The 25,974-nt window shown below is 68.6% G+C and carries 23 protein-coding genes; 14 read left to right on the top strand and 9 right to left on the bottom strand.

The window, feature by feature from the left end:
- The first annotated feature begins 101 nt into the window (after positions 1 to 101).
- Positions 102 to 1,196 carry a porin gene (locus OHZ10_RS32405; RefSeq protein WP_059238988.1) on the top strand — a complete coding sequence of 365 codons (1,095 nt, stop codon included), beginning with the start codon at positions 102 to 104 and terminating at the stop codon, positions 1,194 to 1,196.
- A gap of 21 nt (positions 1,197 to 1,217) precedes the next feature.
- On the opposite strand, the gene OHZ10_RS32410 is transcribed toward OHZ10_RS32405, so the two are convergent.
- Positions 1,218 to 1,664: a hypothetical protein gene (locus tag OHZ10_RS32410; protein WP_059238986.1), complete on the bottom strand. Its 447-nt coding sequence runs from the start codon at positions 1,662 to 1,664 to the stop codon at positions 1,218 to 1,220.
- Between the two features lie 398 nt (positions 1,665 to 2,062).
- Between OHZ10_RS32410 and OHZ10_RS32415 the strand changes: the two genes are divergently transcribed.
- The 5 genes from OHZ10_RS32415 to OHZ10_RS32435 all read left to right on the top strand — a co-directional run bounded on the left by OHZ10_RS32415 (position 2,063) and on the right by OHZ10_RS32435 (position 8,020).
- Complete coding sequence (locus OHZ10_RS32415; protein WP_342705377.1) at positions 2,063 to 4,231, top strand: TonB-dependent siderophore receptor; 2,169 nt, start codon at positions 2,063 to 2,065, stop codon at positions 4,229 to 4,231.
- 251 nt (positions 4,232 to 4,482) lie between these two features.
- Positions 4,483 to 5,274 (top strand): transcriptional initiation protein Tat, encoded by a 792-nt coding sequence (locus OHZ10_RS32420; protein WP_342705378.1) that lies wholly within the window; start codon positions 4,483 to 4,485, stop codon positions 5,272 to 5,274.
- The gene (locus OHZ10_RS32425) at positions 5,271 to 6,344 is read left to right on the top strand and encodes a substrate-binding domain-containing protein (protein WP_233464342.1); all 1,074 of its coding nucleotides are present in this window, start codon (positions 5,271 to 5,273) and stop codon (positions 6,342 to 6,344) included. The genes OHZ10_RS32420 and OHZ10_RS32425 overlap by 4 nt, the downstream gene beginning before the upstream one ends.
- Positions 6,345 to 6,395: 51 nt before the next feature.
- Positions 6,396 to 7,082, top strand: coding sequence for a c-type cytochrome (locus tag OHZ10_RS32430; RefSeq protein ID WP_342705379.1), 687 nt, complete (start codon positions 6,396 to 6,398; stop codon positions 7,080 to 7,082).
- Positions 7,079 to 8,020, top strand: coding sequence for a c-type cytochrome (locus OHZ10_RS32435; protein ID WP_342705380.1), 942 nt, complete (start codon positions 7,079 to 7,081; stop codon positions 8,018 to 8,020). Before OHZ10_RS32430 ends, OHZ10_RS32435 begins: the two co-directional genes overlap by 4 nt.
- Before the next feature lie 43 nt (positions 8,021 to 8,063).
- Here OHZ10_RS32435 and OHZ10_RS32440 read toward each other — a convergent pair whose 3' ends face one another.
- The 3 genes from OHZ10_RS32440 to OHZ10_RS32450 form a co-directional block, all read right to left on the bottom strand.
- Positions 8,064 to 9,989 (bottom strand): hypothetical protein, encoded by a 1,926-nt coding sequence (locus OHZ10_RS32440; RefSeq protein WP_059238976.1) that lies wholly within the window; start codon positions 9,987 to 9,989, stop codon positions 8,064 to 8,066.
- Between the two features lie 270 nt (positions 9,990 to 10,259).
- Positions 10,260 to 10,505, bottom strand: a complete 246-nt coding sequence (locus OHZ10_RS32445; protein WP_155627254.1) for a hypothetical protein — start codon at positions 10,503 to 10,505, stop codon at positions 10,260 to 10,262.
- A gap of 88 nt (positions 10,506 to 10,593) precedes the next feature.
- Positions 10,594 to 11,787: a porin gene (locus OHZ10_RS32450; RefSeq protein ID WP_174994191.1), complete on the bottom strand. Its 1,194-nt coding sequence runs from the start codon at positions 11,785 to 11,787 to the stop codon at positions 10,594 to 10,596.
- A gap of 305 nt (positions 11,788 to 12,092) precedes the next feature.
- Between OHZ10_RS32450 and OHZ10_RS32455 the strand changes: the two genes are divergently transcribed.
- From OHZ10_RS32455 to OHZ10_RS32470, 4 genes are all read left to right on the top strand, one after another.
- Positions 12,093 to 12,725, top strand: coding sequence for a LysE family translocator (locus tag OHZ10_RS32455; RefSeq protein WP_059238971.1), 633 nt, complete (start codon positions 12,093 to 12,095; stop codon positions 12,723 to 12,725).
- A gap of 12 nt (positions 12,726 to 12,737) precedes the next feature.
- Positions 12,738 to 13,274: a GNAT family protein gene (locus tag OHZ10_RS32460; RefSeq protein WP_342705381.1), complete on the top strand. Its 537-nt coding sequence runs from the start codon at positions 12,738 to 12,740 to the stop codon at positions 13,272 to 13,274.
- Positions 13,275 to 13,371: 97 nt separating this feature from the next.
- Positions 13,372 to 14,106, top strand: coding sequence for a metallophosphoesterase family protein (locus OHZ10_RS32465; protein ID WP_059238968.1), 735 nt, complete (start codon positions 13,372 to 13,374; stop codon positions 14,104 to 14,106).
- A 57-nt stretch (positions 14,107 to 14,163) separates the two neighbouring features.
- Complete coding sequence (locus tag OHZ10_RS32470; RefSeq protein WP_059238965.1) at positions 14,164 to 14,775, top strand: alpha/beta fold hydrolase; 612 nt, start codon at positions 14,164 to 14,166, stop codon at positions 14,773 to 14,775.
- An 80-nt stretch (positions 14,776 to 14,855) separates the two neighbouring features.
- On the opposite strand, the gene OHZ10_RS32475 is transcribed toward OHZ10_RS32470, so the two are convergent.
- Both OHZ10_RS32475 and OHZ10_RS32480 read right to left on the bottom strand, forming a co-directional pair.
- Positions 14,856 to 16,178 (bottom strand): ATP-binding protein, encoded by a 1,323-nt coding sequence (locus OHZ10_RS32475; RefSeq protein ID WP_342705382.1) that lies wholly within the window; start codon positions 16,176 to 16,178, stop codon positions 14,856 to 14,858.
- Complete coding sequence (locus OHZ10_RS32480) at positions 16,175 to 16,915, bottom strand: response regulator (RefSeq protein WP_034190595.1); 741 nt, start codon at positions 16,913 to 16,915, stop codon at positions 16,175 to 16,177. The genes OHZ10_RS32475 and OHZ10_RS32480 overlap by 4 nt, the downstream gene beginning before the upstream one ends.
- A gap of 224 nt (positions 16,916 to 17,139) precedes the next feature.
- Between OHZ10_RS32480 and OHZ10_RS32485 the strand changes: the two genes are divergently transcribed.
- Positions 17,140 to 17,721 carry a thioredoxin family protein gene (locus OHZ10_RS32485; RefSeq protein ID WP_059238961.1) on the top strand — a complete coding sequence of 194 codons (582 nt, stop codon included), beginning with the start codon at positions 17,140 to 17,142 and terminating at the stop codon, positions 17,719 to 17,721.
- Between the two features lie 48 nt (positions 17,722 to 17,769).
- Here the strand turns inward: OHZ10_RS32485 and OHZ10_RS32490 are convergent, their stop codons facing one another.
- Positions 17,770 to 18,408: an FMN-binding negative transcriptional regulator gene (locus OHZ10_RS32490; protein WP_342705383.1), complete on the bottom strand. Its 639-nt coding sequence runs from the start codon at positions 18,406 to 18,408 to the stop codon at positions 17,770 to 17,772.
- A 122-nt stretch (positions 18,409 to 18,530) separates the two neighbouring features.
- On the opposite strand from OHZ10_RS32490, the gene OHZ10_RS32495 reads away from it, so the two are divergent.
- Together OHZ10_RS32495 and OHZ10_RS32500 are read left to right on the top strand one after the other, a co-directional pair.
- Positions 18,531 to 20,039, top strand: a complete 1,509-nt coding sequence (locus OHZ10_RS32495) for a PLP-dependent aminotransferase family protein (protein WP_342705384.1) — start codon at positions 18,531 to 18,533, stop codon at positions 20,037 to 20,039.
- A gap of 124 nt (positions 20,040 to 20,163) precedes the next feature.
- Positions 20,164 to 22,392 (top strand): penicillin-binding protein 1A, encoded by a 2,229-nt coding sequence (locus tag OHZ10_RS32500; protein ID WP_342705385.1) that lies wholly within the window; start codon positions 20,164 to 20,166, stop codon positions 22,390 to 22,392.
- Between the two features lie 53 nt (positions 22,393 to 22,445).
- On the opposite strand, the gene add is transcribed toward OHZ10_RS32500, so the two are convergent.
- Both add and OHZ10_RS32510 read right to left on the bottom strand, forming a co-directional pair.
- Positions 22,446 to 23,546, bottom strand: a complete 1,101-nt coding sequence (gene add / locus OHZ10_RS32505; RefSeq protein WP_342705386.1) for an adenosine deaminase — start codon at positions 23,544 to 23,546, stop codon at positions 22,446 to 22,448.
- A gap of 45 nt (positions 23,547 to 23,591) precedes the next feature.
- A complete protein-coding gene (locus OHZ10_RS32510; protein ID WP_174994196.1) occupies positions 23,592 to 24,941 on the bottom strand; it encodes an NCS2 family permease in 1,350 nt (449 codons plus the stop codon).
- 94 nt (positions 24,942 to 25,035) lie between these two features.
- Between OHZ10_RS32510 and OHZ10_RS32515 the strand changes: the two genes are divergently transcribed.
- On the top strand, positions 25,036 to 25,947 hold the full coding sequence (locus OHZ10_RS32515) for a LysR family transcriptional regulator (protein WP_059238949.1): 912 nt from the start codon (positions 25,036 to 25,038) through the stop codon (positions 25,945 to 25,947).
- Positions 25,948 to 25,974: the final 27 nt, after the last annotated feature.

Raw genomic sequence — 25,974 nt, forward strand, 5'->3', positions numbered from 1 at the left:
GCGCGACGCCCGCAGTCTTGCCGATACCCGTCGGCATCCCGGATACGTCCGGAGCATCAAGAAAAACGATAAGCATATCTACATACTGTTTGGAGACAGCCATGAAAACGAAACTGGGCGTCGCACTCGCGACGGCGATGGCGCTGGCCGGACCGGCCTGCGCGCAAAGCAGCGTCACGCTGTACGGGATCATCGATACCGGCGTGTCCTACTACAACAACGCCGCGCACGGCGGAGCGTTCACGGGCATGCCGACGCTGACCGGCGAGCTGCCGTCACGGTGGGGGCTGAGAGGCACCGAGGATCTCGGCGGCGGCTACCAGGCCTTCTTCGTGCTCGAGAACGGTTTCCAGCCCGGCACCGGTGCGCTGAACTACGGCGGGCGCCTGTTCGGGCGACAGGCGAACGTCGGCGTGAACAGTCCGTTCGGCGCGCTGACCCTCGGCCGCCAGATGAACATGTCGATGATCGTGCTGACCAACGCCGACGTGATCGGCCCGTCGATTCACTCCATGGCGGATTTCGACTCCTATCTGCCGAACGCGCGCAGCGACAATGCGATCGGCTACAAGGGCACGTTCCACGGCGTGACGCTCGGCGCCACCTACAGCTTCGGCCGTGACGCGGCCGGGCCCGCGGGGCCGTCGGCGACGGGCTGCGCCGGACAGGTGCCCGGCGATATCGTCGCTTGCCGCCAATACACGGCGATGCTCGCGTACGACGCGAGCCATTTCGGGCTCGCCGCGTCGCACGACGTGATGCGCGGCGGCGGCGGTGCACTCGCGCCGCTGAACAATCCGGCGTACACCGACACGCGCGACATCGTCGCCGGCTACGTGAAGATCGGCCCCGCGAAACTGGGCGCCGGGTGGATCCGCCGCAACCTCGCGGCGGCCGAGCACCTGCAGGCCGATATCGTGTTCGCCGGCGGCACGTACTACGCGACGCCCTACCTCGCGCTCGATCTTCAGGGCGTCCGCTACCTGCAACGCCGCGAAAACAGCGAAAGCGGCACGAACGCCACGCTGCTGGTCGGCCGCGCGAACTATTTCCTGTCGAAGCGGACGACCGTCTATACGTCGGTGGGCTACATGTTCAACAGCACGCTGGCTGCGAACGCGGTCGCCGCCGGCGGGACAGTCGGTACCGGCATGAATCAGCTCGGCGTGATGGCCGGCATCCAGCAGAAGTTCTGAACGCCGGTCACCGCGCGCGGCTCAGTTGGCCAGTCGGCAATGCGACAGCTTCAACCCCGGCAGCACCGGCGCATCGATATAGCCTTCGTTCACGCAGCTGAACCGGAACGCCGCCGACGTGACGAACGGCTTGATCTCGCCGCCGGGGAACTTCGGCTTCAGCGCATCCTGGTCGGCCACGTCGAAATGCGTGTCGAACTGCTCGCCGTCGGCCGTCAGCGCGCCGAAGTACGTGCCGCCCGGGTCGCCGCCCATCCGGATCACGGCGCCGACGAACGCGAGGCGCTTGCCGTCGTACTTCGTCTTCGCGGCGGCCATGTCTTGCGTGTAGGCCTCGATCACGGCGCTGTAATGCGCGTCGATCGCGGGTTCGGCGGCCGAAGCCGCACAAGCGGCCGGATGAACGCCCGAAAGCAGCGTGCAGGCCGCGAGCGCGGCCGCCGCGAACGGCGCGGAAATCTTCGTCATGGGTGGTCTCCCGTCTAGCGTGGTGGTTGAAGTGATTGAAGCCCGGCGCTTGCGCCGGCTGAATTCGCTTCCGTTGCTCTAATCGTTCGAATGGCGGTACACGGCTGCGATCACTTCATCACCCGCAGGGTCGTGCGCGGTGCGTAGCGCCGCGCGAAACGCGACGTGACAGGAAGATGACATGGTGCGGCCCCCGGCTCTCTCGTTGATTTTCACTGCGTCTGATTTTGGCCGCTACGGTAGCAGACGGCCGACGGCCCGGCAACCAAGCGCCGCGCGCGGCCAGCTATCGCATTACAATTGCAAATGATTCTCATTACATATATCATGCGCAACCTGGCCGCAACACATCGCTACGGCCCGCGACACGATCCTTAGTACTCCTCCTGCCTCGATTCATGCCATCCCGTCGAACGCCCCGCCGTGCCCGGACCCTGCGCCCGTGGCGCACGAGCCTGCCTGCCCTGATCACCCTGTGCGTCGCGAGCGGCGCGCATGCCGCCAACGCCGAGCCCGCTGCACCTGCGTCGACACCCGCGACGCCCGCCGAACACGAACTCCCGGCGATCAGCGTCAACGCATCGTCGGCCGTCGACCCGACGGTCGGCTATCAGCCGCGCACCACCGGCATCGCGGGCGGCGACGACCGCTCGCTGAAGGAGATTCCGCAATCGGTCGCGGTGGTCAGCAGCAGCGTGATGCAGGACCAGCAGGCGCGCTCGCTCGACGACGTGCTCGGCAACATCAGCGGCGTCACGCAGACGAACACGCTCGGCGGCACGCGCGACGCGTTCACCAAGCGCGGGTTCGGGTCGAACAACGACGGCTCGGTGCTCGTCGACGGCGTGCGCACGCCGGTGCTGCACAGCTATCTCGCGACGATCGATCGCGTCGAAGTGCTGAAAGGGCCGGCGTCGCTGCTGTACGGCATGCAGGACCCGGGCGGCGTGATCAACCTCGTCACGCGCAAGCCGGAAGACACGTTCGGCGGCTCGATCTCCGCGTCGCGCACGAGCCACGGCGGCGGCAGCGCGCAATTCGACCTCACGGGCCCGCTCGGCAAGCCGGGCCAGGTCGCGGGCGGCACGCTCGCGTTCCGGCTGACCGGCGAATACGACACGAGCCGCTACTGGCGCAGCTTCGGCCGCGAACGCAACGCGCTGATCGCGCCTGCGCTGTCGTGGCACGACGCGGACACGTCGATCGACGTCAGCTACCAGTACGTCGACTACACGATGCCGTTCGATCGCGGCACCGTGCTCGTGAACGGCCGGCCCGACGATGCGCTGCGCTATCGCCGCTACGAGGAAGCGTGGTCGCAAAGCAGCGGCATCCAGGAAACGCTGCGCGCACGCATCGAGCACCGCTTCTCCGACGCGTGGCGCGTGCGCGCGACCTACGGCTGGGGCCGCGATCGCTATGACCAGTTCATCACCCGCGCCACCGCGTTCAACAGCAGGACCGGCGCGCTGACGCGCTCGTCCGATGCGAACCTCGGGCGCAACGACTCCGACCAGATCGCGACGCTCGGCCTGCTCGGCAACGTGACGCTCGCGGGGATGAACCACGCGATCTACATCGGCGGCGAATACGAGCGGCAGCGCAGCTTCCGCGGCGACACGATCCGCGGCAAGGCGACGACGGGCTTCAATCTCTACGATCCCGTGTACGGCCTGCTCGCGCCGGGCGGCACGCCGAACCCGAAGCAAAGCGATTCGCGCTCGGTCGTGCATGCGTATTCGACGATCGTGCAGGATTCGGTGAAGCTCACCGACCGCCTCACCGCGGTCGGCGGGCTGCGCTGGGAAAACTGGCAGCAGGAATCGGGGATGGGACGGCCGTTCGTGTTCGCCGACCGCTCTCGCGGCAGCGTCTGGCTGCCGCAGTTCGGGCTCGCGTATGCGCTCACGCCGGCGCTGACCGCCTACGCGAACGTGAGTCGCTCGTTCAAGCCGAACGTCGCGTCGAACGTCGCCGCGCCGCTCGCGCCGGAATACGGCCGCGTGCTCGAGGCCGGGCTGAAGTTCAGCCTGAAGCCCGCGATCACCGGCACGCTCGCGGTGTACCAGATCGACAAGCGCAACGTCGCGGTCACGGTCGGCGACATCACGTCGACGATCGGCACCGCGCGCTCGCGCGGGATCGAGCTCGACGTCGCCGGGCAGATCACGCGCCACCTGAGCGTGATCGGCAGCTACGCCTATACGAACGCGAACGATCGCGACAGCAACACGCCGCTCGTCAACGTCGCCCGCCACACGGGCAGCCTGTTCGCCGTGTACGACACGGCCATCGCGAACCTGCCGGGCCGCTGGCGCTTCGGCGGCGGTGCGCGCCTGGTCGGCGCACGCTCCGGCGACACCGCGAACAGCTTCACGCTGCCCGGCTACGTGACCGTCGACGCATTCGCCGCCTACGAAACGACGATCGGCAAATTCCCGACGCGCTTCCAGCTCAACGTGAAGAACCTGCTCGACAAGACCTACTACCCGTCGAGCAACAACAACCTGATCGTCGCGGTCGGCGAGCCGCGGCTCGTCACGCTGACGACGACGGTGTCGTTCTGACGCACCCGCGCGGCCGACGCCGGCCAGCCGCATCCGTCGGCCGCGCCTCCCCCACCGCCGTCACGCCACCGCGCCACGCGGCGGCGCCCGCCTCCGGGTCAATCATCGGACCCTCGAATATCTCCCATCCGATATCGCGATTTCCGGTATCGATCGCACGCCTCTAGACTGGCTACGCCGTCGCGCCGCGGCGCTGCGCCGCCGCACGGCAATGCGACACGCCCCACAAAAACGATTCCGGGAGATAAGCCATGTCCGACCGGCAGGCGCGCCGAGGCGCGCTCAAGACACTCGGCCTCGCGGCCGGTACTGCATTGCTCGCCGCCGCGCGTCCCGCGCACGCCGCCGCACCCGACACCGGTGCGCTGCTGCCCGGCGGCGCCACACACCTCGCCGACCTCACGCGCCGCCTCGCGGCCGCACCGAGGCGGCGCGACTTCAAGACGGTGCCGATGATCCTCGAACGCCCCGACCAGTGGGACCACGCAGCGCTCGCCGAACTGACCGGCTATCGCGGCGGCCCGAAGCAGGTATGGGACAACACCGACCTCGGCGGCCCGTGGCTGAACCTGATGCGCAATTCACTGAACGCGCAGATCTGGTCGTACCGGCATCCGGATTTCCTCGTCGTGTCGGCCACGCACGGCAGCGCGCATCTCGCGCTGTTTGACCAGGCCGCGTGGGACAAATACGGCCTCGCGAAATTCGCCGGCGCGGCCTTCCCGACCAACACGCTGCTCGACGCGAAACCCGCGCAATCGAAAGGCGCGCTGGATCATGAAGCGCCCGACGGCGCATTCTCGTCGCACGACAACAGCCTCGCCGCGCTGCAGCAGCGCGGTGTCGTGTTCCTGTCGTGCCACAACGCGATCTGGGAGCTCGCGGAGCGGCTCGACGGCGCGAACGCGAATCCCGACAAGCTGCCGCTCGACGCACTGGCGGCCGACCTGACCAACCACGTGATCCCGTCGGCGATCGTCACGCCGGGCGCGGTCGGCACGCTGCCCGAGCTGCAGCGAGCCGGTTTCACGTACGCGAAATGAGCACCGCGATGATCCCGATCCATACGAAACCGCAATCGCCATCGTCCTCGCGCCGCCGGCGCACGCTGCGCGCCGCGCTGGCCGCCTGGCTGTGCGGTGTATCGGCGCTCGCGCTCGCCGCACCCGCCGCCACCGACGCGACCGTCTTTCCGCCCTGGCAGGAAGGCCGCAACAATGATGCAATCCATCGCGGCCTCGAGTTCACGGTGCCGCAGGTCGACGTGCTCGCCGATTTCCACGGCGATCTCACCGCGCCGAAGCTCGTGCTGTACGTCGGCGGCAACTACTTCTTCGCGATGGCGCCGCTCGTCGCGAAGTTCGAGGAAGACCATCCCGAGTATCGCGGGCGCATCTACTGGGAAACGATCCCGCCCGGCCTGCTCGTGAAGCAGATTCACGCGGGCGGCACGATCACCGTCGGCAACATGACGTGGACGGTCAAGCCCGACGCGTATTTCGCGGGGCTCGGCAAGATCAACGGCCTGATCGCGGACGGCACGCTGGCCGGCCCGGCCGTGCCGTACGTGACGAACCAGCTGACGATCATGGTGCGCGCCGGCAATCCGAAACGCATTGCGTCGCTGAACGATCTCGCGCGGGCCGACGTGACGCTCGCGATGCCGAATCCGGCCTTCGAGGGCGTCGCGCGGCAGATCCGCGCGTCGCTCGTGAAAGCCGGCGGCGACGCGCTCGCGCGCACCGTCTACGACGACAAGGTGCGTGCCGGCACGACCGAGCTCACGCACATCCATCATCGGGAAACCGCGCTGTTCCTGATGCAGGCGCGCGCGGACGCGGGCGTGCTGTGGCAATCCGAAGCGGCGTTCCAGGAACAGGTCGGGCATCCGCTGATGCACATCAACATTCCGGCCGAGCAGAATACGACGGCGATCTACGCAGGTGCGATGGTGAAGGACGCGCCGCATCCGGAAGCCGCGCGCGCGTGGCTCGCGTTCATCCGGTCGCCGGAAGCGTTCACCATTTTCCAGCGCTACGGCTTCGGCCGATATGATGCGAACCAGCCGACGCCGCATCTCGCTCCGGAGCAGGACCCGCCCGCTGCAGGCTGACGGTCCGGCCGCCGTGCGGCGCGCACGCCACATACAACAAGGAGGGGATACGTGAACGATACGGTCGATACACCGCGACGCCGGTTCGCACCGCTGCTGCTCGCCGCGGCCGCGCTGCTGGCCGGCCACGCGCACGCGGACGATGCAACGCCCGGCAAGACGATCGCGACACAGGGCACGGCGACGGGCGCCGCCGCCTGCATCGGCTGCCACGGCAGCCAGGGCGAAGGCAACGCGGCGGCCGGCTTCCCGCGCCTCGCGGGCACGAACGCCGCGTATCTGTCCGCGCAGCTCGCCGCATTCGCGGACGGCAGCCGCCAGAACCCGGTCATGCAGCCGCTCTCGAAACTGCTGTCGGCGCACGAACGCGATGCGGTATCCGCGTACTTCGCGAGCCTGCCCGCGCCGGCCGGCGTCTTCACCCCCGACGATGCGTCGAACGATCCGGCGAACGCGGGCGCGTGGCTCGCCACGCGCGGGCGCTGGTCGCAGGGCCTGCCCGCGTGCGCGCAATGTCACGGCCCCGGCGGCCTCGGCGTGGGCACCGCGTTCCCGCCGCTCGCGGGCCAGCCGGCCGCCTACATCGCCGGCCAGTTGAACGGCTGGAAACACGGCACGCGGCCGCCCGGGCCAATGGGATTGATGCCGATGATCGCCGGCAAGCTGTCCGATGCCGACATCGACGCGGTGGCCGCCTACTATGCGCGCGGCGGCGCCGCACAAGGAGACAAGCGATGATCGACCGCACGATGCTGATCCGCCACGCCCGCGCGACGCTGCTCGGCGCGGCCTGGCTGCCCGCGCTCGCCTTCGCGGCGGCCCCGCAGGACGCACCGGCCGCCGCTTCCGCTCCGGCAATCTCTCCCGCCGCATCCGCGCCGGCGGCCAAATCGTTCACACCGCCGCCCGAATCGGCGATCCCGGCCGACGACTTCGGCAAGACCGTCAGGCTCGGCGAGCAGATCTTCCTGCACACGCCCGAGTTCGCGGGCAAGTACGTCGGCAACAAGCTGACCTGCGCGAGCTGCCACCTCGACGCCGGCCGCCGGCCCGACTCGAGCCCGATGTGGGCCGCGTACCTGCTGTATCCGGCGTACCGCGCCAAGAACGGCCACGTGAACACGTTCGCCGAGCGCCTGCAGGGGTGCTTCCGCTACAGCATGAACGGCAAGGCGCCGCCGGCCGGCGATCCGGTCCTCGTCGCGCTCGAAACGTATTCGTACTGGCTCGCGAAGGGCGCGCCGGTCGGCACGAAGCTGCCGGGCCAGGGTTTCCGGAAACTGCCGCCGCCCGCGCAGAAGGCCGACTACGCACGCGGCGCCGCCGTCTACACGCAGCACTGCGCGCTGTGCCACGGCGCCGACGGCCAGGGCCAGTCGAGCGGCGGCAAGCCGGCGTTCCCCGCGCTGTGGGGCGCACGCTCGTTCAACTGGGGCGCGGGAATGGGCGACATCCGCAACGCAGCCGGCTTCATCAAGGCCAACATGCCGCTCGGGCTCGGCGGTACGCTGACCGACCAGGAAGCGTGGGACGTCGCGACCTTCATGGACAGCCACGAACGCCCGCAGGACCCGCGCTTCACGGGCTCCGTGCAGGACACGCGCGCGAAGTTCCACGATTCGCCCGACTCGATGTACGGGCGCAGCGTGAACGGCCGCGTGCTCGGCGCGCCATGACGTCCGGCCGCGCCGGTCGATGCGACCGACCCGGCCGGCGCGGTCACGGATGCCAGCGATACACGACGATGCTCGACCCGTTGTAGTTGTCCTTGGTGATCACGTACTCGCCGGTCGAGCGCAGGTACGCACGCACGCCGTACATCGAATCGACGTCGTTGCCGACGTCCATCGCCGACGTATTCGAATTCGTCAGCGTCGTGACGAGCGCGCCGGTGTTCAGGTCGAATATGTCGATGTTCGGCACCGTGTGCACGTAACCGACGAACAGGTAGTGGCCGGCCGCCGCGATCGATTTCGGGTTCGCGCTCGTCAGGTTGATCACCGGATTCGGCGCGCTCGTGTTGCCGTTCTTCCAGCCGTGATAGACCTCGATGTGCCCGTTCATCGCGGTCCAGTCCCAGTTGCCCGCGAGGCCCTGCGCGAGGATCATCGTGTCGCTGTCGGCCTGGTAGAGGATGCGCGCGACGGGCGCCACGCTGCCCGGCACGGGCGTCGTCGCCGGTTTGCCCCACGACGGCTTGCCGGTCGCGTCGAAGCCCGTCATCGGATAACGCGTGATCACGTTCGATCCGTTCAGCCCGGCCCACACGTCGCCGTTGCCGTCGATGTCGAAGCCGGCCGTCACCTGCAGCGTCGTGTTGAACGGCTTGCCGGGAAGCGAGCCGGCCGGAATCGCGATGTAGCCGCTCGCGTTGTTGAAGTAATAGAAGTTGAAGTTGCCCGGGTTCTGGCCCGACGCGACGAGGATCCGGTTGCCGCCGACGTTCACGAGCTGGCCGAAATGCTGGCCGCGCTGGTAGTCGTTCATGTCGAGGCGCGGGTCCTTCGGATAGGTGAACGGGTCGACCGTGTTCGCGACGAACGTGCCGCCCGCGGTGCCCGTATAGACGTTGTTGCCGCTGTAGAACAACGTGCCGTCGGTGACCGGGTCGGGCGCGGCGATCCCCTCGAAATTCAGCGCCTGCAGCTTCCATTGCAGCGCGCCCGTCGGGCTGTACGAATGAAGATCCGTGCTGCCGTTGCGGCCGAGATCCCAGCCGCCGCCCCACGCGTTGTTCAGCACGTACAGGTTGCCGCCCGAATCCTTGCCGAGCGCGGCGACGCGCGTGAAGCGCTTGTCGCCGACCTGCCCCTTGATGCCCGTCGTCGTGTCGAGATAGCCGCCCTGCACGCCGAACGTGCCGACCTGCGCCGGCAGCCCGGGAAGCCCGCCGTAGACCTTGATGTTCATGTCGGGCCCCTGGTCGCCCACCATCAGCTGGCCCGTCGACGCATCGAAGTACAGCGACCCCGGCCGCGCGCCGGCCGCCATCTGGAGCGTGTTCATCGCCGTGCCGGTCGCGCTGAACTGCGCGACGACGCCCGCGCTCTTGCGTGCGACCCACAGGTTGCCGGCCGCGTCGAGCGCCAGCGCGCCGGGCCCCGATACGCCGATGTCGCGCTGCCATACGCCGTCGGTCGTATAGACGCGCACGCGGTTGCCGTAGAAGTCGCTCACGTACAGCAGGTTGCCGGCCGTCGCGAGGCCCGTGATCACGTCCGCATACTGGATGCCCGTCCACGTGCTGACCGGGATGCGCAGGTCGCGCTGGTTCGTGCTCCGGTTGTAGCGGCCTACCGAGCCGCTGCCGAACGTGCGGTTGTAGCCGAGCGCGACGAACAGCGATGTCGAGTTGCCGGTGATCGCACCGCCCTGGAATTCGTCGTGGATGCCGATCGTGCCGAGCGGCTGGCCGTTCTGGTAGAGCGCGACGCCGCCCGCGTTCTCGTCCCAGCGCGACGCCGTGTAGATCACGCCCTCCGGCGCGACCCACATCGAGCGCGCGCCGTTGCCCACGTGCGAGACCAGCGTGCCGTACGTGTTCGCGAGCCAGTCCGTCGAGTACTGCACCTGCGCGTGGCTCGCCGGCGCCAGCATCGCCATGCACATTCCCAGCAACGCCGCGCGGATTTGTTTCATTGACATGAATAATGCTCCCAGACGATCAATGGTCGACACTGTAAATCGCGGCGCATGAAATATTGGTGATTCCGGCAAAAGCGCATTCGCCGTTATCCCGAATTATTCACTCCGCGCCTTTTGCCGTCCGGCGCTTTTTCGTCAACGAAGGTCAACCCCGCGAAACCACGCCGCAACAGCGGCCGGGCGTACGATTTCGGTGCTTTTACCCGGCATTTTCTTCCGGGCCAGTCAATGCGAATACGTCATTTTTTCTGACATGACCGCATGACCATTTCATTCCCCGGAAATCGTTTCAATGATTACAAATCGAAATTGAAATGAAAGAGAAAAAATAATGCGCCGCGCAATCGCGTTGTCGCGACTTGCATACTGAAACGGGAGAGAAAGGAGGAATGCGGCGGGGAACACCGCGCGCCGGTCATGCCGGCGCGCGGGTGCGATCGTTCGGTTCGCGTGGCCGGGCGCCGGGCCGTCCCGGGCGTCGGCGCATGTCGGCAGCGCATCGACGACGTCGATCACGCGGTGCCGGCAGGGCAGTCACGGGAGCATGCCTGCTACGGGACCCGCCTTGGCGGCGGGCCTCGTTGCGGTCGCAACGACCGTTACATCAGAACTTCTGGCGCAGCCCGAGGCTGACGATCGCCTGCGACCGCGAGTCCGACGAGTGGCCGTTCGCCTTGTCGGACACCGACGCAGTCGCGGCCACCGGCCGGCCGAGCGCGTCGAGCGTCATGCCCGATGCATGCTGGTACGCGCCGAGCAGGTACACGCTGGTGCGCTTCGACAGGTCGTAGACGGCGCCGAGCGTGACGTTGTGATATTGCGCACGATCGTCGACGCCGTCGACACTGCTGCCGCGCGTGTAGCTGTAGCCCGCGAACAGTTGCGTCTGCGGCTGCACGTTCCAGCGCGTGAACACGCCCGCGACGTTGAACGTCGCGTGACCGGCAAACAACGACTGGCCACCGCTGCGGTACTGCACGTTGCTGTAGTTCACGCCGACGATGGCCGGGCCGAAGTCGTACGTCGCGCCCGTCGCGATCACCTGCTGCGATTGCGCGCTCGCATAGCCTTCGTTGATCGACGAGTTGAAGAGGCCGTCATCGGTGCTCTGCCACTTGCCGGCCGTCGGGTCGGTCGCGCCCGTCTTGCTGTTGTCCGAGCGCTCGTAGCCGACGCCGACGCGCAGCGGGCCCGCCGCGTACGCCGCGCCCACACTCCACGTGTTGCGCTGCTTCATGCTGCCCGGCTGGCCGCCGAAGCCGTACAGCGCGCCGAACGTGAAGCCCGAGTAGTTCGCGCTCGTGTACTTGATCGAGCTGTCGACGCGCGCCGTCTGGTCGAGATCGTCGATGTCGCCCGGGTGTGCGCCGAAGCCGCCGATGAACGACGACGGGCCGACCGGGCTCACGAAATCGTCGAGCGACGTGTACTGACGGCCGAGCGTGATCGTGCCGTAGCGGTCGCTGCCGACGCCGACGAACGCCTGACGGCCGAACTGGCGGCCACCCTGGCCCGACGTGCCGTTCGTGATGTCGAAGCCGTTCTCGAGGACGAACAGCGCGCGCATCCCGCCGCCGAGATCCTCGGAACCCTTGATGCCCCAGCGGCTGCCGGACAGGTTGCCGGTCGTGAGCCCGACGCTCGAATGGCCGGTGTACGCGCCCGCCGAGCCGACCCGTTCGTTGCTGCGATAGGTCACGCCCGCGTCGACGATGCCGTACAGCGTAACGGAGCTTTGCGCGGCGGCGATACCCGCGAGCGAGAGCAGCAGCGGCGCTGCGATCAGTTGCTTGTTCATGGTTTTATGTCTCCGGGCGGTGAACCCGTTGTTCTGGCTGGCAGTTGCGAGTAGCGCGCACGGGCGCCGACATCCGCCGGCGGTGCGAGGCCGGCGGCGTCCGCGCGCGACGACGCGGCGGGCGTGCCCGCTGCGGCCGCCATGGTAGTTGGAACCGGTTCCTTTCCAAAGCGGAATAATGGCAACAGTTTTTTGTCAAAATCGAGATAGTCGATGCACGGCCGTCGCGGATGGCTGCCGCGTCTGTACAGCACGGGCCGGCGCCCCCGATAATCGAACGCGCACCTTCCATCGGGAGTTCCTTCATGCATGCAACGACTCTGCTGATCTTCGCCGCCGTCGCGTTCGTCGGCATCGCGACGCCCGGCCCGACCGTGCTGCTCGCGCTGACCAACGGCTCGCGCCATGGCGTGCGACGCGCGGCTTACGGTTTCGCGGGCGCGATGCTGTCCGACTTCGTGCTGATCGTCGCGGTCGCGCTCGGCCTCGGCGCGCTGCTGATGGCGTCGGCGTTCTGGTTCTCGGTGGTGAAGTGGCTCGGCGCCGCGTACCTCGCGTACGTCGGCATCCGGCTGCTGATGTCGAAGGGGTCGCTCGATGTCGCCGCCGCGCAAAACGGCACGGCAACCGAACGCAATGCGTCGATCTTCGCGAAGAGCCTCCTGACCGCGGTCACGAACCCGAAGGGCTACCTGTTCTTCTCCGCGTTCCTGCCGCAGTTCCTCGATCCGTCCGCGCCGCTCGCGCCACAGTACGTCGCGCTCGCGGTCACGTTCGCGCTGCTCGACGGCGCGGTGATGTTCGGCTACGCGCTGCTCGGCGCACGCGCGGTGCGGTTGCTGAAGCGCTCGGGCGCACTGTGGCTCGACCGCACGTGCGGCGCGATGCTGCTCGCGCTCGCCGGTTCGCTGGCGCTGTACCGGCGTCATGCGGCATAGGAGCAGGTTCCGATGAAAATCGCCGCACCGCCCGGCGCCGGCTTCCCCGGCCTGTCGCTCCGGCAACTCGACCGCGCGGATCTCGACGCGTGGTACGCGTACCTGTCGAACCCCGACGTCTTCCACCACACGAGCTGGAACCTGCGCACACCCGACGATCTGCTGCCGCTGTTCGACAACATCGAATCGGCCGACCCGGATTCGATCCGGCGTCTCGCGATCGTCGATACCGCATCGGGCACGCTCGCCGGGACGATCGGACTGCATACGGTGTCCACCGTGAACCGCTCGGCGGAGATTGCGTACGACCTCGCGCCATCGCACTGGGGGCGCGGCATCGCGAGCGCGGTGTGCGAAGCCGTCACCGCGTGGGCCTTCACGAACGAAGGCTTCATGCGCATGCAGGCCGTCGTGCTGACCGGCAACGCGGGCTCCGCACGCGTGCTGCAGAAGTGCGGCTACCGCTACGAAGGGCTGTTGCGCGCCTACAAGATGGTGCGCGGCACGCCGGGCGATTTCGCGATGTACGCGCGGCTCGCGACCGACTGACGCGCCGTCCCTGGCATCGCGCGCCGATGCCGTGAAGCGATTGGACGGCCCGCGCCGAATTGGCGACAATCGCCGTTCCCCCCATCGACGCTCCGCCATGAAAATCGCCGCGCTGTCCGATATCCACGGCAACCTCGCCGCGCTCGACGCGGTGCTCGACGACGTCCGCCGCCGCGGCGCCGACGTGATCGTCAATCTCGGCGACATCGTGTCGGGCGCACTTCATCCGGCCGAAACGGCCGACCGCCTGATCGCGCTCGATCTGCCGACCGTCAAGGGCAATCACGAACGGCAGTTGCTTACCTACGATCGCGAAGCGATGCGGCTGTCCGATCGCTGGGCGCACGACACGCTGCGCGATGACCACCGCACGTGGATCGCCGCACTGCCCGAGCGCCTGGCGCTCGACGGCGACGTGCTGATGGTGCACGGCACGCCGGCCAGCGATCTCGTCTACTTCCTCGAAACGGTCACGCCCGACGGCTGCCGCGCGGCCACGCCCGATGAAGTCGCGCAGCGCGCGGGCAACGAAACGGCATCGCTGATCCTGTGCGGCCACACGCACGTACCGCGCACCGCGAAGCTCGACGACGGCCGGCTGATCGTCAATCCGGGCAGCGTCGGCCTGCAGGCATACGAGGACGACCTGCCGCATCCGCACCGCATCGAGACGGGCTCGCCGCATGCGCGCTACGCGATGGTGTCGCGCACGGCGGCCGGCTGGAACGTCGAATTCCATGCGGTCGAATACGACTGGCACACGGCCGCCGTCACCGCGGCCTCGCGCGGGCGCGACGACTGGACAGTCGCGCTGCGCACCGGCCGCTGCTGACACGCAAGCATCGCCCCGTCATCCCGCTTCACGTCGATTAAAGGACAACCGGACGCCATGCCCGTTCCGTCGCAACTGCTCTTCCTGCCCGGCGCATCGGGCAGCACTGCCTTCTGGCAACCGCTGGCCAACCTGCTGACGCATCCGGCCGAGCGGCGGATCGTCGCCTATCCGGGTTTCGGCGACACGCCGCACGATCCGGCCGTCGACGATTTCGACAGCCTCGTACGTGATGTCCTCGAGCAGATCGACCGGCCCACCGCCGTGCTGGCCCAATCGATGGGCGGCGTGATCGCGATGCGCGCGGCGCTCGACAAGCCCGGGCTCGTCACGCACCTCGTGCTGACGGTCACGTCCGGCGGGCTCGACATGGCAGGACTCGGTGCGCAGGACTGGCGGGCCGGTTTCGCCGAAGCGAACCCGCAGTTGCCCGACTGGTTCCTGACGTTCCGCGCGGACTTTTCGCAAGAAATCGGCCGCATCGCGCAGCCGACGCTGCTGCTGTGGGGCGACGACGATCCGATCAGCCCCGTCGCGGCCGGCCGGCGCCTGCTCGAGCGGCTGCCCGATGCACGGCTGCAGGTCGTGCCGGGCGGCCGGCACGACCTCGCGGCCGTGCATGCGCAAGCACTCGCGCCGCTCGTCGACGCGCATCTGCAACGTATGTGACGCCGCGTGCTTCAGGTTCGGCTTGCACGCCGGCATGAGCCTGAAACCGTGAAACCGCGACGCTCACGCGCCGCGCCGTATCACCCCGCGTTCCTCAGCGTGAGCCGCGCCTCCAGCCCGCCGCCGTCGGGCCGGTTGTTCAACGTGAGCGTGCCGCCCATCGCGAGCGCGAGTTGCTTCGCGATCGCCAGACCCAGCCCCGTGCCGCCCGTATCGCGGTTGCGCGACGTCTCCACGCGCCGGAACGGCTCGAACACCGCGTCGAGCTGATCGGCCGGAATGCCGGGCCCGCGGTCGAGCACGGCAATCACCGCGCCGCCGTCCGGCGCGGCCTGCACGTCGATCTCGGCCGCGCCCGCGAACTTCAGCGCATTGTCGACGAGGTTGCCGACGATGCGGCGCAGCGCCTTTGGCCGCGTCACGAGCGCGAGCGGCGCGCGGCTGTGCAGCGCGACGTCCTGCCCCGCGTCCGTGTAGTCGCACACGATGCTGTCGAGCAGCGCGTCGAGATCGATGCGGCGTGCGGCTTCCTTGGTGCCGTGCAGCGTCCGCGCGTACGCGACGCCCTCCTTCACCAGATGCTCCATCTCGATCAGGTCCTGGCGCAGCTTCGCGCCCTGCGTGTCGTCTTCCATCACGTCGACGCGCAACCGCATCCGCGTGATCGGCGTCTGCAGGTCGTGCGAGATCGACGCGAGGATCTGCATGCGCTCGGCCATGTACTGCGCGATGCGATCCTGCATTGCGTTGAACGCCCGTGCGGCACGCGCGACTTCCGACGGCCCGCCTTCGTTCAGCCGCTCGCCCTTCAGGTCCGGACCGAGCGCGTCGGCAGCCTGCGCGAGCTGCTTGAGCGGCCGCGTCGCGAGCCGCACCGCGAGCCAGCAGCACGCGGCCAGCACCGCGAGCTGCAGCACGAGCACGACCGGCAGCCAGCCGGACAGCGGCACCGTCGACATCGGATGGATGTCGATCGTCAGCGGCGACCCGTCGGTCAGCCGCAGATGCACCTGCAGATGTTCGCGGTCGCCGGGAATCGCATTCGCGGTCAGCGGATAGTCGCCGCCGATGCCGTCCGAGATCGAGCGCTCGACGCGCGCCGACAGCCGCGCTTCGGGCGGCGTGCCGGTCTCGCCCGGCCCGAGGATGAACGCATAGCTGCGCCGCGCGAGACGCGGCAGCCACGCGGCGCGCTCGGCCGGCGGCAAGTGGTCGAGCAGCGCGACCGAACTCGCGACCTCGCGCTCGATGTAGCCCATCATCAGGTTGGTGGTCGCCTGGTCGCGCTCGGTCACGGTGAGCCAGAACGACAGCGTCTGCGCAAGCGCGAGTCCCACGCACAGGATCAGCGCGAGCCGCGCGAACAGCGAGCGCGGCCAGTGCCACAGCGTGCGCGCGCTCATGGCGTACCGTCGACGGCGGTCACGGCCGACGAGAACACGTAGCCCTCGTTGCGCAGCGTCTTGATATAGCGCGGTTCGCGCGCGCCGTCGCGCAGGCGCTGGCGCAGCCGGCTCACGAGCAGGTCGATCGAGCGGTCGAACGGGTCGGACTGCCGCCCCTGCGTGAGGTTGAGCAGCTGGTCGCGCGTCAGCACGCGCTGCGGGTTGTCGAGAAACACGCGCAGCAGCCGGTATTCGGCGCCGCTCAGCGCGACCAGCGTGCCTTCGGCGTCGAGCAGGTGACGCCCGGTCGTGTCGAGCCGCCATTCGCCGAACGCGAGCATCTCGGCCGTTTCCGTCACCTGCATGCCGGGCGGCAGCATGCGCGCGCGGCGCAGCACCGAGCGGATCCGCGCGAGCAGCTCGCGCACCGCGAACGGCTTGGCCAGGTAGTCGTCGGCGCCCATCTCGAGGCCGATGATGCGGTCGGTTTCCTCGCCGCGTGCGGTCAGCATCAGCACCGGTACCGTGCGGAACTTGCCGGCGCGCAGGTCGCGGCACAGCGTGAGGCCGTCCTCGCCCGGCATCATCAGGTCGAGCACGATCAGGTCGGGGGCGCCGTCGTCCAGCACGTTGCGCATCTCGCGGCCGTTCGCGGCCAGCGACACGCGCATGCCGTTCTTCTCCAGGTAGTCCGCGATCAGTTCGCGGATCGCGCGATCGTCGTCGACGATCAGCACGTGGTCGATCTTGTCCATGAGTCGTTGTCGGTGTCGTAGTTCGGGCATTCGATGTCCGCTTTTATACCGCACGGCGGGCACGCGTTTGTATCCCAATGTATCGCGCGGCCATGACGACACACAACATTGCACACGCGCGGCCGGCCGGACACATCGCAGATACGTCGGCGCCGCCTAATGGGGCCTGTCGAAACCCGTCCGGCCGCGCCTCCGAGCAGCGGCCCACCGATCAGGAGAACGCCATGCTGCCCCGACTCAAGACTGCCGCCATCGTCATCGCCCTCGCCGCCACGGCCGGGCTCGCCGCCTTCGCCGGCACCCGCGACGACGCGGGCATGCAGGCGTCGCTGGCCGGCACGCCCGCGCCGGATTTCACCGGCATCGACCGCTGGCACAACAGCGCGCCGCTGACGCTCGGCCAGTTGCGCGGCAAGGTCGTGCTCGTCGATTTCTGGACGTACTCGTGCATAAACTGCATTCATACGATTCCGTACGTGAACGACTGGTACCGGAAGTATCGCGACCAGGGGCTGGTCGTGGTCGGCGTGCATACGCCGGAATATCCGTTCGAGCGCGACGCGGGCAACGTCGCCGAGGCGATCAAGCGCTTCGATATCCGGTACCCGGTCGCGCAGGACAACCGCTACGACACGTGGCGCGCGTACGGGAACCAGTATTGGCCCGCGCTGTACCTGATCGATGCGAACGGCAAGGTCGTCTATACGCGCTACGGCGAAGGCGGGTACGACAAGACCGAGGCCGCGATTCGCGGTGCGCTCGCGCAGGCGGGCACACCGGCGAAGGACGCGACGCGCACGCAGTGACCCGGGCGGCATGCGGGCGCGGCGCGCGCCCGCGCTCGCGTCATGCCCTCACTCGCGCTTTGCATCGGCCGCCGCGAGCATCGCTTCGCCGATCGCGAGCTGGCCGTCCGCGACCAACGCTTCGCCGGCGCCCCGGATATCGGCCTCGGCCTTGTTCTGCCCGAGCTTGCGCTTGCCGACGAACCGCGTGATCTCGATCTGCAGCCCGACGATCGCCTGCAGCATCGTGTCGATGTAGTCCTTCGGCGCGTCGCCCATCTTCCACGGCACCGGCTGCGACGCCTCGTGCGTGCGCGTGAGCCGCGCGACCACGCCGCGCACGAACTTCTCGTCGTCGCGCACCGTGATGCGGCCGTGCGCATGCACGGCCACGTAGTTCCACGTCGGCACCTGCCGGTGCGCGACGTGCTTGCTCGGGTACCAGTTCGGCGAGATGTACGCGTCGCCGGCGCGGAAGATCACGAGCACCTCGTCGCCGTCCACGACGTCCTGCCAGACCGGATTCGCGCGGGCGACGTGCGCATGCAGTTCGCCGAGCCCGCCGTCGTCGGGCAGCAGTTCGAACGGAATGTGGTTCGCGTCGAGCCCGCTCTTGCCGTGCGTAATCAGGCTGCCGAACGGATGCTGCACGATCAGCTCGCGCAGCACGTCGGGGTTGGGCTCGTTGAAATCGGCAGGGACGTACATGCTGGCTCCACGGTCGTGCGGGTTTGAAATGGCGCGGGCGCGGGCCCGTCATGCGGCGATTGTGATCCCAAACTGGTTTATGCTGTAGAGCCGGTTTGAAACAATTTCAGCAGACCAGAATCATGGCAAGAACGGCCCGGATCGTCGAAATCCCGTCGCTCGGCGCGCTCGACCGCGCGGCCGGCGACCTGAGCCGCCAGCTCGCCCAGGCGCTGCGCGACGCCGTGCGCCGCGGCGACGTCCGGCCGGGCGACACGCTGCCGTCCACCCGGCTGCTGGCGACGTCGCTGCAGGTCGCGCGCGGCACCGTCGTCGATGCGTACGCGCAGCTCATCGCCGAAGGCTGTCTCGAATCGCGCGGCGGCGCGGGCACGCGGGTCGCGAACGCGCTCGCCGAAACGCCGCCCGGCAACGCGCCCGAACCGCCTGCGCGACGTCAGCGCCCGGCGCATGCCGGCCTGCCCGAGCCCGCGGCCACCTTCGCGCGGATCGCCCGCGAATTCAACCCGTTGCCGGCCATGCCGTTCGCGATCTCGGTGCCGGTCGGCCTCACCGCGCCCGACGACATCTGGCGCCGGCTCGGCAACCGCCTGCGCGCCCGCGGCGCCGGCGCGCCGTCCGGCTATGCCGATCCGCAAGGCGCGCTGCCGCTGCGCGAAGCGATCGCCGATTATGTGCGCCGGTCGCGCTCGGTGCGCTGCGATGCCGGCCTGGTCGTCATCACGAGCGGCACCCAGCAGGGACTGCATCTGGCAAGCCAGGTGCTGCTCGGCCAAAGCGACCGCGCCTGGGTCGAGAATCCGGCCTATCGCGGCATCACCGCGCTGCTCGAAAGCACCGGGCGGCGCGACGCAATGGTGCGCGTGCCGGTGGACGCGGACGGCCTCGACGTCGATGCCGGCATCCGTCTCGCGCCGGATGCGCGCGTCGCGTTCGTCACGCCGTCGCACCAGTACCCGCTCGGCATGCCGCTGAGCATGGCGCGGCGCAACGCGCTGCTCGCGTGGGCGCGCGCGCAGCGCGCCTGGGTGGTCGAAGACGATTACGACAGCGAGCTGCGCTACGAAGGCTATCCGTTCCCGTCGCTGCAGGGGCTCGCCCCCGATCGCGTGATCTACCTCGGCACGTTCAGCAAGATCCTGTTTCCGTCGCTGCGGCTCGGCTACGTGATCGTGCCCGACGAACTCGTGCCCGCGTTGTGCGGCGCGCGCGTGCTGATGGATCGCCATGCGCCGACCGCCGACCAGCACGTGCTGGCCGCGTTCATCGCCGAAGGTCATCTCGATCGCCACATCCGCCGTGTGCGGGGCGTGTACGCGGAACAGCGCGCGCAGCTGATCGACACGCTGGGCGCGCGGCTGCCGCGCGAACGCGCGTGGGTGCAGCCGGGCGACCAGGGGATGCACGTCGTGCTGTGGCTCGCGGAAGGCATCGACGATCTCGACGTGGTCGCACGCGCCGCGCAGGCCGGCGTCGCGGTGCGCGCCGTGTCGCCGATGTTCGCGCCCGGCACGGCCCGCCCGGGGCTCGTGCTCGGCTTCGGCGGGTTCGGCCGCGCGCAGATGGAAGCCGCCGCACAGCGGCTCGCGGACGTGGTTTCGTCAGCGGAATCGCGCCCCCGCGCGCAGTAAAAGGTTGTCGGCGGGCAACAAACGTAATCGTCTGTAAATCCTGCAAGCAAACGGCCGTTTCGGCCGCCGGAGCGCGTGCGCCGTTTGCTAGGATCGCGCGTCTTCCATCCACGCTCCAGCCGCCTTGAATCGCTTCGTGCCGTTTCTCCGAGATGCTTGGCTCCGTTGCCGCGCCCGTGTCGCGCCGCGCGCCGCCGCCTGCCGCGCGCGCCTCCGCGCACTGTGCGCGGGGGCGCTGCATCGCCTGCGCCAGCCGACGCGGCGCGGCGTGGCGCTGACGCTCGCCGCGATACCCGTGCTGGGCCTGCTGGGCCTGCTCGCGTTCGTCCCGCTCACGCCGAGCATCGGCGACATCCGCAAGGCGCGCATCGACCGCCCCGCGCGCGTGCTGTCGGCCGACGGCCAGCTGATCGCCGAGTTCCGGCCCGTGAACCGCGAATGGGTGCCGCTCAAGCAGATCTCGCCGCACATGGTCGACGCGCTGATCGCAACCGAGGACCACCGCTTCTATTCACACCACGGCATCGACTTGCGCCGCACGCTCGCGGCCGGGCTGCATACCTTCTCCGGCGATCGCCAGGGCGGCTCGACGATCACCCAACAGCTCGCACGCAACCTGTATCCGGACGAAATCGGCCGCGCGCCGACGCTCACGCGCAAGGTGAAGGAGCTGATCACCGCGTTCAAGATCGAATCGGTGTACAGCAAGGACGAGATTCTCGAGACCTACCTGAATACGGTGCCGTTCCTGTACAACGCGTACGGCGTCGAAATGGCCGCGCGCACCTACTTCGGCAAGTCGGCCGACCAGCTCGACATCGCGGAAAGCGCAACGCTCGTCGGGATGCTGAAGGGCAACAGCTACTACAACCCGGTGCTGAATCCGGAACGCGCGGTCCAGCGGCGCAACATCGTGCTCGGCCGGATGGCGCAGATGGGCATGCTCACACCGCGGCAGCTTGCGAAACTGCAACGCCAGCCGCTGCGCGTCGACTTCGAACCGCAGACGGCGCAGCCGAGCCTCGCACCGCATTTCGCGGTCCAGCTGCGCAAGTGGCTGATCGCGTGGGCCGACCGCAACAACTACGATCTCTACGCCGACGGCCTCATCGTGCGCACGACGCTCGATGCGCAACTGCAGGACATGGCGACGCAGGCGCTGACGCAGCAGACCGAACGGCTGCAGTCGATCGCCGACAGCGCATGGCGCGGCCCGTCCGGCTGCGGGCTGCGCAACGACCTGTTCCGCGGCTTCATCCGCCAGACGCCCGAGTATCGCCAGGCCCGCGACACGGGGCTCGCCGATGTGCCGGCGCTGAAGCAGCTCGGCGCAAACCGAGATTTCTTGCGCGCGCTGTGCGCGCGCAAGACGCAGGTACAGGCCGGCTTCGTCGCGATCGATCCGCGCAACGGCGCGATCCGTGCATGGGTCGGCAGCCCCGATTTCGGCAGCGAGCCGTTCGACCACGTCGCGCAGGCGCGGCGCCAGCCGGGTTCGACGTTCAAGCCGTTCGTCTATGGCGCCGCGTTCGCGGACGGCATGCGGCCGGACGATACGTTCGTCGACCGCCCCGTCGCCATTCCGGTCGACGGCCGTGCCGTGTGGCGTCCGACCGATGCGGAGCCGCCGACGGGCGAGCCGATGACGTTGCGCGATGCGCTCGCGCTGTCGCGCAACCGCGTCACCGCGCAGGTGATGCAGCACGAAGGCGCCGCGAAGGTCGCGCAGCTTGCACGCGCGATGGGCGTGCGCGACAGTCCGCTCGACGCGGTGCCGTCGCTCGCGCTCGGCACGAGCCCCGTCACGCTGAAGGAAATGGTGTCCGCGTACGGCACGATCGCGAACCGCGGCGTGTACGTCGCGCCGCAGATGATCACGCGCATCGAGGACCGCAACGGCAAGGTGCTCGCCGCGTTCGGCAGCGCACCGCCCGAACGCGCGCTGCCGGTGCCGGCCGCACAGACGCTCGTCGACGTGATGCGCGATGTCGTCGATCGCGGCACCGGGGCCGACATCCGGTCGCGCTACGGGATCCGTATCGATGTGGCCGGCAAGACGGGCACGACGCAGGACAACGCGGACGGCTGGTTCATCCTGATGCATCCGCAACTCGTGGCCGGCGCGTGGGTCGGCTTCGACGACGGCAGCGTGACGCTGCGCAGCGACTACTGGGGCGCGGGCGCGCATAGCGCGCTGCCGATCGTCGGCTCGTTCTACGACGCGGCGCTGCGCGCGCGGGCGATCGATTCGCACGTACAGTTTTCGCCCGACTTCCGACCGCGCAGCGCGCCGGCGCCGAAGCGGCGCCCGCAGCATTCGGGCCTGTTCGACTGGCTGAAGTTCTTCCGTTGATCGCGGGGCCGCCGGCCGGCTGAAGCACCGGCCGGCGCAACACGCCGCCGCGCTCAGCCTGCCGCGAGCGTCTCTGCCAGCGTGTCGAACGCCGGCGCCCACGCGGCACGCCACGCCGCCTTCGTTGCATCGTCGACCCACGCGCCGTCGATCCCGTTCAGCATGAACTGCCTCAGGTCGGCCACGGTGAATCCGAAGTGGCTGAACATCAGCTCCCACGCTTCGCTCGGATTGACCTTGTGCAGCGTCGGATCGTCGGTGTTCGGATGGATCTTCAGCCCGAGGCCCGGCATCTTGCGCATCGGATGCAGCTCCGCCCATTGCTCGGGCGGCAACGTCCGCAGGTAGTACGAATTCGTCGGCACGACGGTGAAGACGATCCCGCGTTCCGCGTAGCGCGCGCACAGCTCGGGGTTGTCGACGATCGTATAGCCGTGATCGACGCGATCGACCTGCAGCAGGTCGACGGCCGTTTCGACGTTGCGCCACGGCATCCCGAACTCGCCCGCATGCGCGGTCGTGCGCAAGCCGGCCTCTCGCGCCTTGCGGTACGCCTTCCAGAACAGTTCCGGCGGCCGGTCGTTCTCGCGATAGTCGATGCCGAGCCCCGCCACTTCGTCCGCGCGGTTCGCCTTCATCCACTCGACGATCGCAACGGCTTCGTCTGGATCCTGCTCGCGGTCGATGCTCGGGATCAGGCGTGCGCCGATCCCGAAATCGCGCGCGGCATCGCGGATCCCCGTCACGATTGCGGCTTGCGCGTCCGCGTATGCAATACCCGATACGTGCACCGTTCCGGTCGGATTCCAGAAGAATTCTGCATGCCGAACGTTGTGCGCGGCCGCGTCCTCCAGATACTCGTACGCGATCCGCCGCAGGTCGTCGGGCTGCGTGAGCAGATACTTGTCGAGCGCGCGCAGCACATGCAGCACGCCGACCGGCTTCTCGCCGCGTGCATAGAACGCGTCGATTTCCGCGCGCTCGATCGGCGCGCCGCTGCGCTCCGCGAGTGCGACAAACGTGTCGTGCCGCACCGCGCCGAGCAGGTGGCAATGCAGCTCGACCTTCGGCAGCGCGTGGAAGAAGGCCCGATGGGCCGGCGTGATCTCGATACCCGTGCGCGCGGCCGGGACGTTGCCTGGTGTTCCCTTCATATCAGTCTCTTTTCGGTAGTGCCATTGCGTCGCGAAAGCCGTCTCTCAGTGCGGCTTCACGACGGTCCAGAAGTAGTAGCCGAGCGGAATCGCGAGCACGACGAGCCCCCACGACACGTCGCGCCAGCGGCCAGCCAGCAGCTTGACGAGCACGTAGCACAACAGCCCGCCTGCAATGCCGGTGCCGAAGCTGTTCGACATCAGCGTGAGGAGCACCATCGACATCACGGGCAGCGCATCGGTGAAGTCGTCGAAATGCGTATGACGAATCGTCGCGAACATCGACAGCCCGATCAGGATCAGCGCCGGTGCGGTCGCCTCCTTCGGAATCGCGAGCGCGACCGGCACGAACAGCAGCATCGCGGCGAACAGCACGGCCGCGGCCAGCGACGACAATCCGCTGCGGCCGCCGGCCTCGACACCCGCGGCCGATTCGATCAGCGCGGTCAGCGCCGGAATGCCGAACACCGGCCCGAGCGTCGCGGCGAGCGAATCGACGAGGAACGGCCGGTTGATGTTCGGCAGGTTGCCGTGTTCGTCGAGCAGGTTCGCCTTCGCGCCGACCGCGAGCGCGGTGCCGAGCGTCGAGAAGAATTCCGCTGCGAAGAACGCGAACAGGTACGGCGCGGCCGCAAGGCTCAACGCGCTGCGGATGTCGAGCTTGAACGCGATCGGCGCGATGCTGTGCGGCAGCGACACGAACGATGCGGGCAGGTGCGTGACGCCGAGCGGCACGCCGGCCGCGGCCGCGACGAGGATCGCGATCAGGATCGCGCCGGGCACCTTGCGCGCCTGCAGCACGATCGCCACCGCAAGGCCGATCAGCGCGACGAGCGCGCCCGGCCGCGAGAAGTCGCCGAGCGCGAACGCATTGGTCTTCGCATTCGCGACGACCATCCCCGCGTTGCGCAGCCCGAGCATCGTCACGAACAGCCCGATCGACGCGCCGAGCCCGAGCTTGATCTGCACCGGTATCAGCCGCATCACGACGCCGCGTGCGCCGAGTATCGTCAGCAGGAAGAACAGCACGCCCGAGACGCATGCGATACCGAGGCCCGTCTGCCAGCCGATGTGTTCCGTCGTCGCGAGCGTCACGCCGATGATCACCGAGCCGCCGATGCCCGGGCCGACGAGGAACGGCAGGTTCGCGTAGAGCCCCATCAGCGTCGTGAACAGCACGAACACGATGATCGTCGCGGTCGTCGCCGCGCCGCGCGCCATGCCGCCCGTCGCGAGCAGCGACGGGATCACGACGAGCAGGTACGCGGCCGCGAGGAACGACGTAACGCCCGCGATCGTCTCGGTGCGCACGCTCGTGCCGCGCGCAGCAAGCGCGAAGCGGCGCTCGAGCCAGTTGGCCGGCGCGCGCGCCGGGATCGTGTCAGTCGCTGACATGGTGGTTCTCCTGTGATTCCGAATATTGTCCTGTGTCGGTTCCTGCGGCGCGGTCTTATACTGCCGCGTACCGCATCCCGACCGTTATTGCCCGATGTCGTCCGACCGCTCGTCGCTGCTGCCCGCGCTCACGCTGCGGCAGGTCCAGCACTTCGTCGTCCTCGCCCATGCACGCAGCTTCACGCAGGCCGCGCAGGCGCTGTCGCTCACGCAGCCCGCGCTCACCGCGTCGATCCGCCAGATCGAGTTCCTGCTCGGCGGGCGCCTGTTCGCGCGTACCGCGCATCGCCTCACGCTCACCACCGCCGGCGAAGCCGTGCTGCCGCTCGCCGAACGCCTGCTCAACCAGGCGCGCGGCACCTTCGACGACATGACGCGGCTCATCGGCGAACGCATCCAGACCGTGCGCATCGCGTTCATCCCGTCGGTCGCGGGCCGCCTGCTGCCCGCGCTCAACGCACTGCGCAGCACGCACCCGACGCTGCGCTTCACGCTGACCGACCTGCCGAACAGCGCGCTCGTCGAAGCCGTGCGCGACAGCGTCGCGGATCTCGGCATCGGCGTGCGCGAACCGGACAGCGACGACGGCACGCTGCGCTACCGGCAGCTGTTCGAGGACGAGATCGTGATCGTCGTGCGGCACGACGATCCGCTTGCCCGCGCGAAGAGCGTCACGTGGGCGAAGCTCGTCGATCGCGAACTCGCGGTGTTCGTGCGCGGCAGCGTCAGCGAATCGCTGCATCGCACCGGCGGCGCCGAGAAGCTGCGCCTGAACGTCACGTACCGGATGGAATACACCGAGCCGCTCTACGCACTCGCGCGCAACGGTCTCGCGACCGCCGTGCTGCCGAGCCTCTACACGATGCATCTGCACGATCCCGAACTCGTCGCGCTGCGTGTCGACAAACCGCGCGTCACGCGTGCGATCTCGCTGATCTCGCTCGCCGCCGACGATCGCGGCCCGCATGTGCGTGCGTGCCGCGAGTGGATTGCAAAGCACATCTGATCCCGATTGCGTTGCAACGGCCCGCGC

The organism is Burkholderia arboris, from assembly GCF_038723655.1.
GTDB lineage: Bacteria > Pseudomonadota > Gammaproteobacteria > Burkholderiales > Burkholderiaceae > Burkholderia > Burkholderia arboris.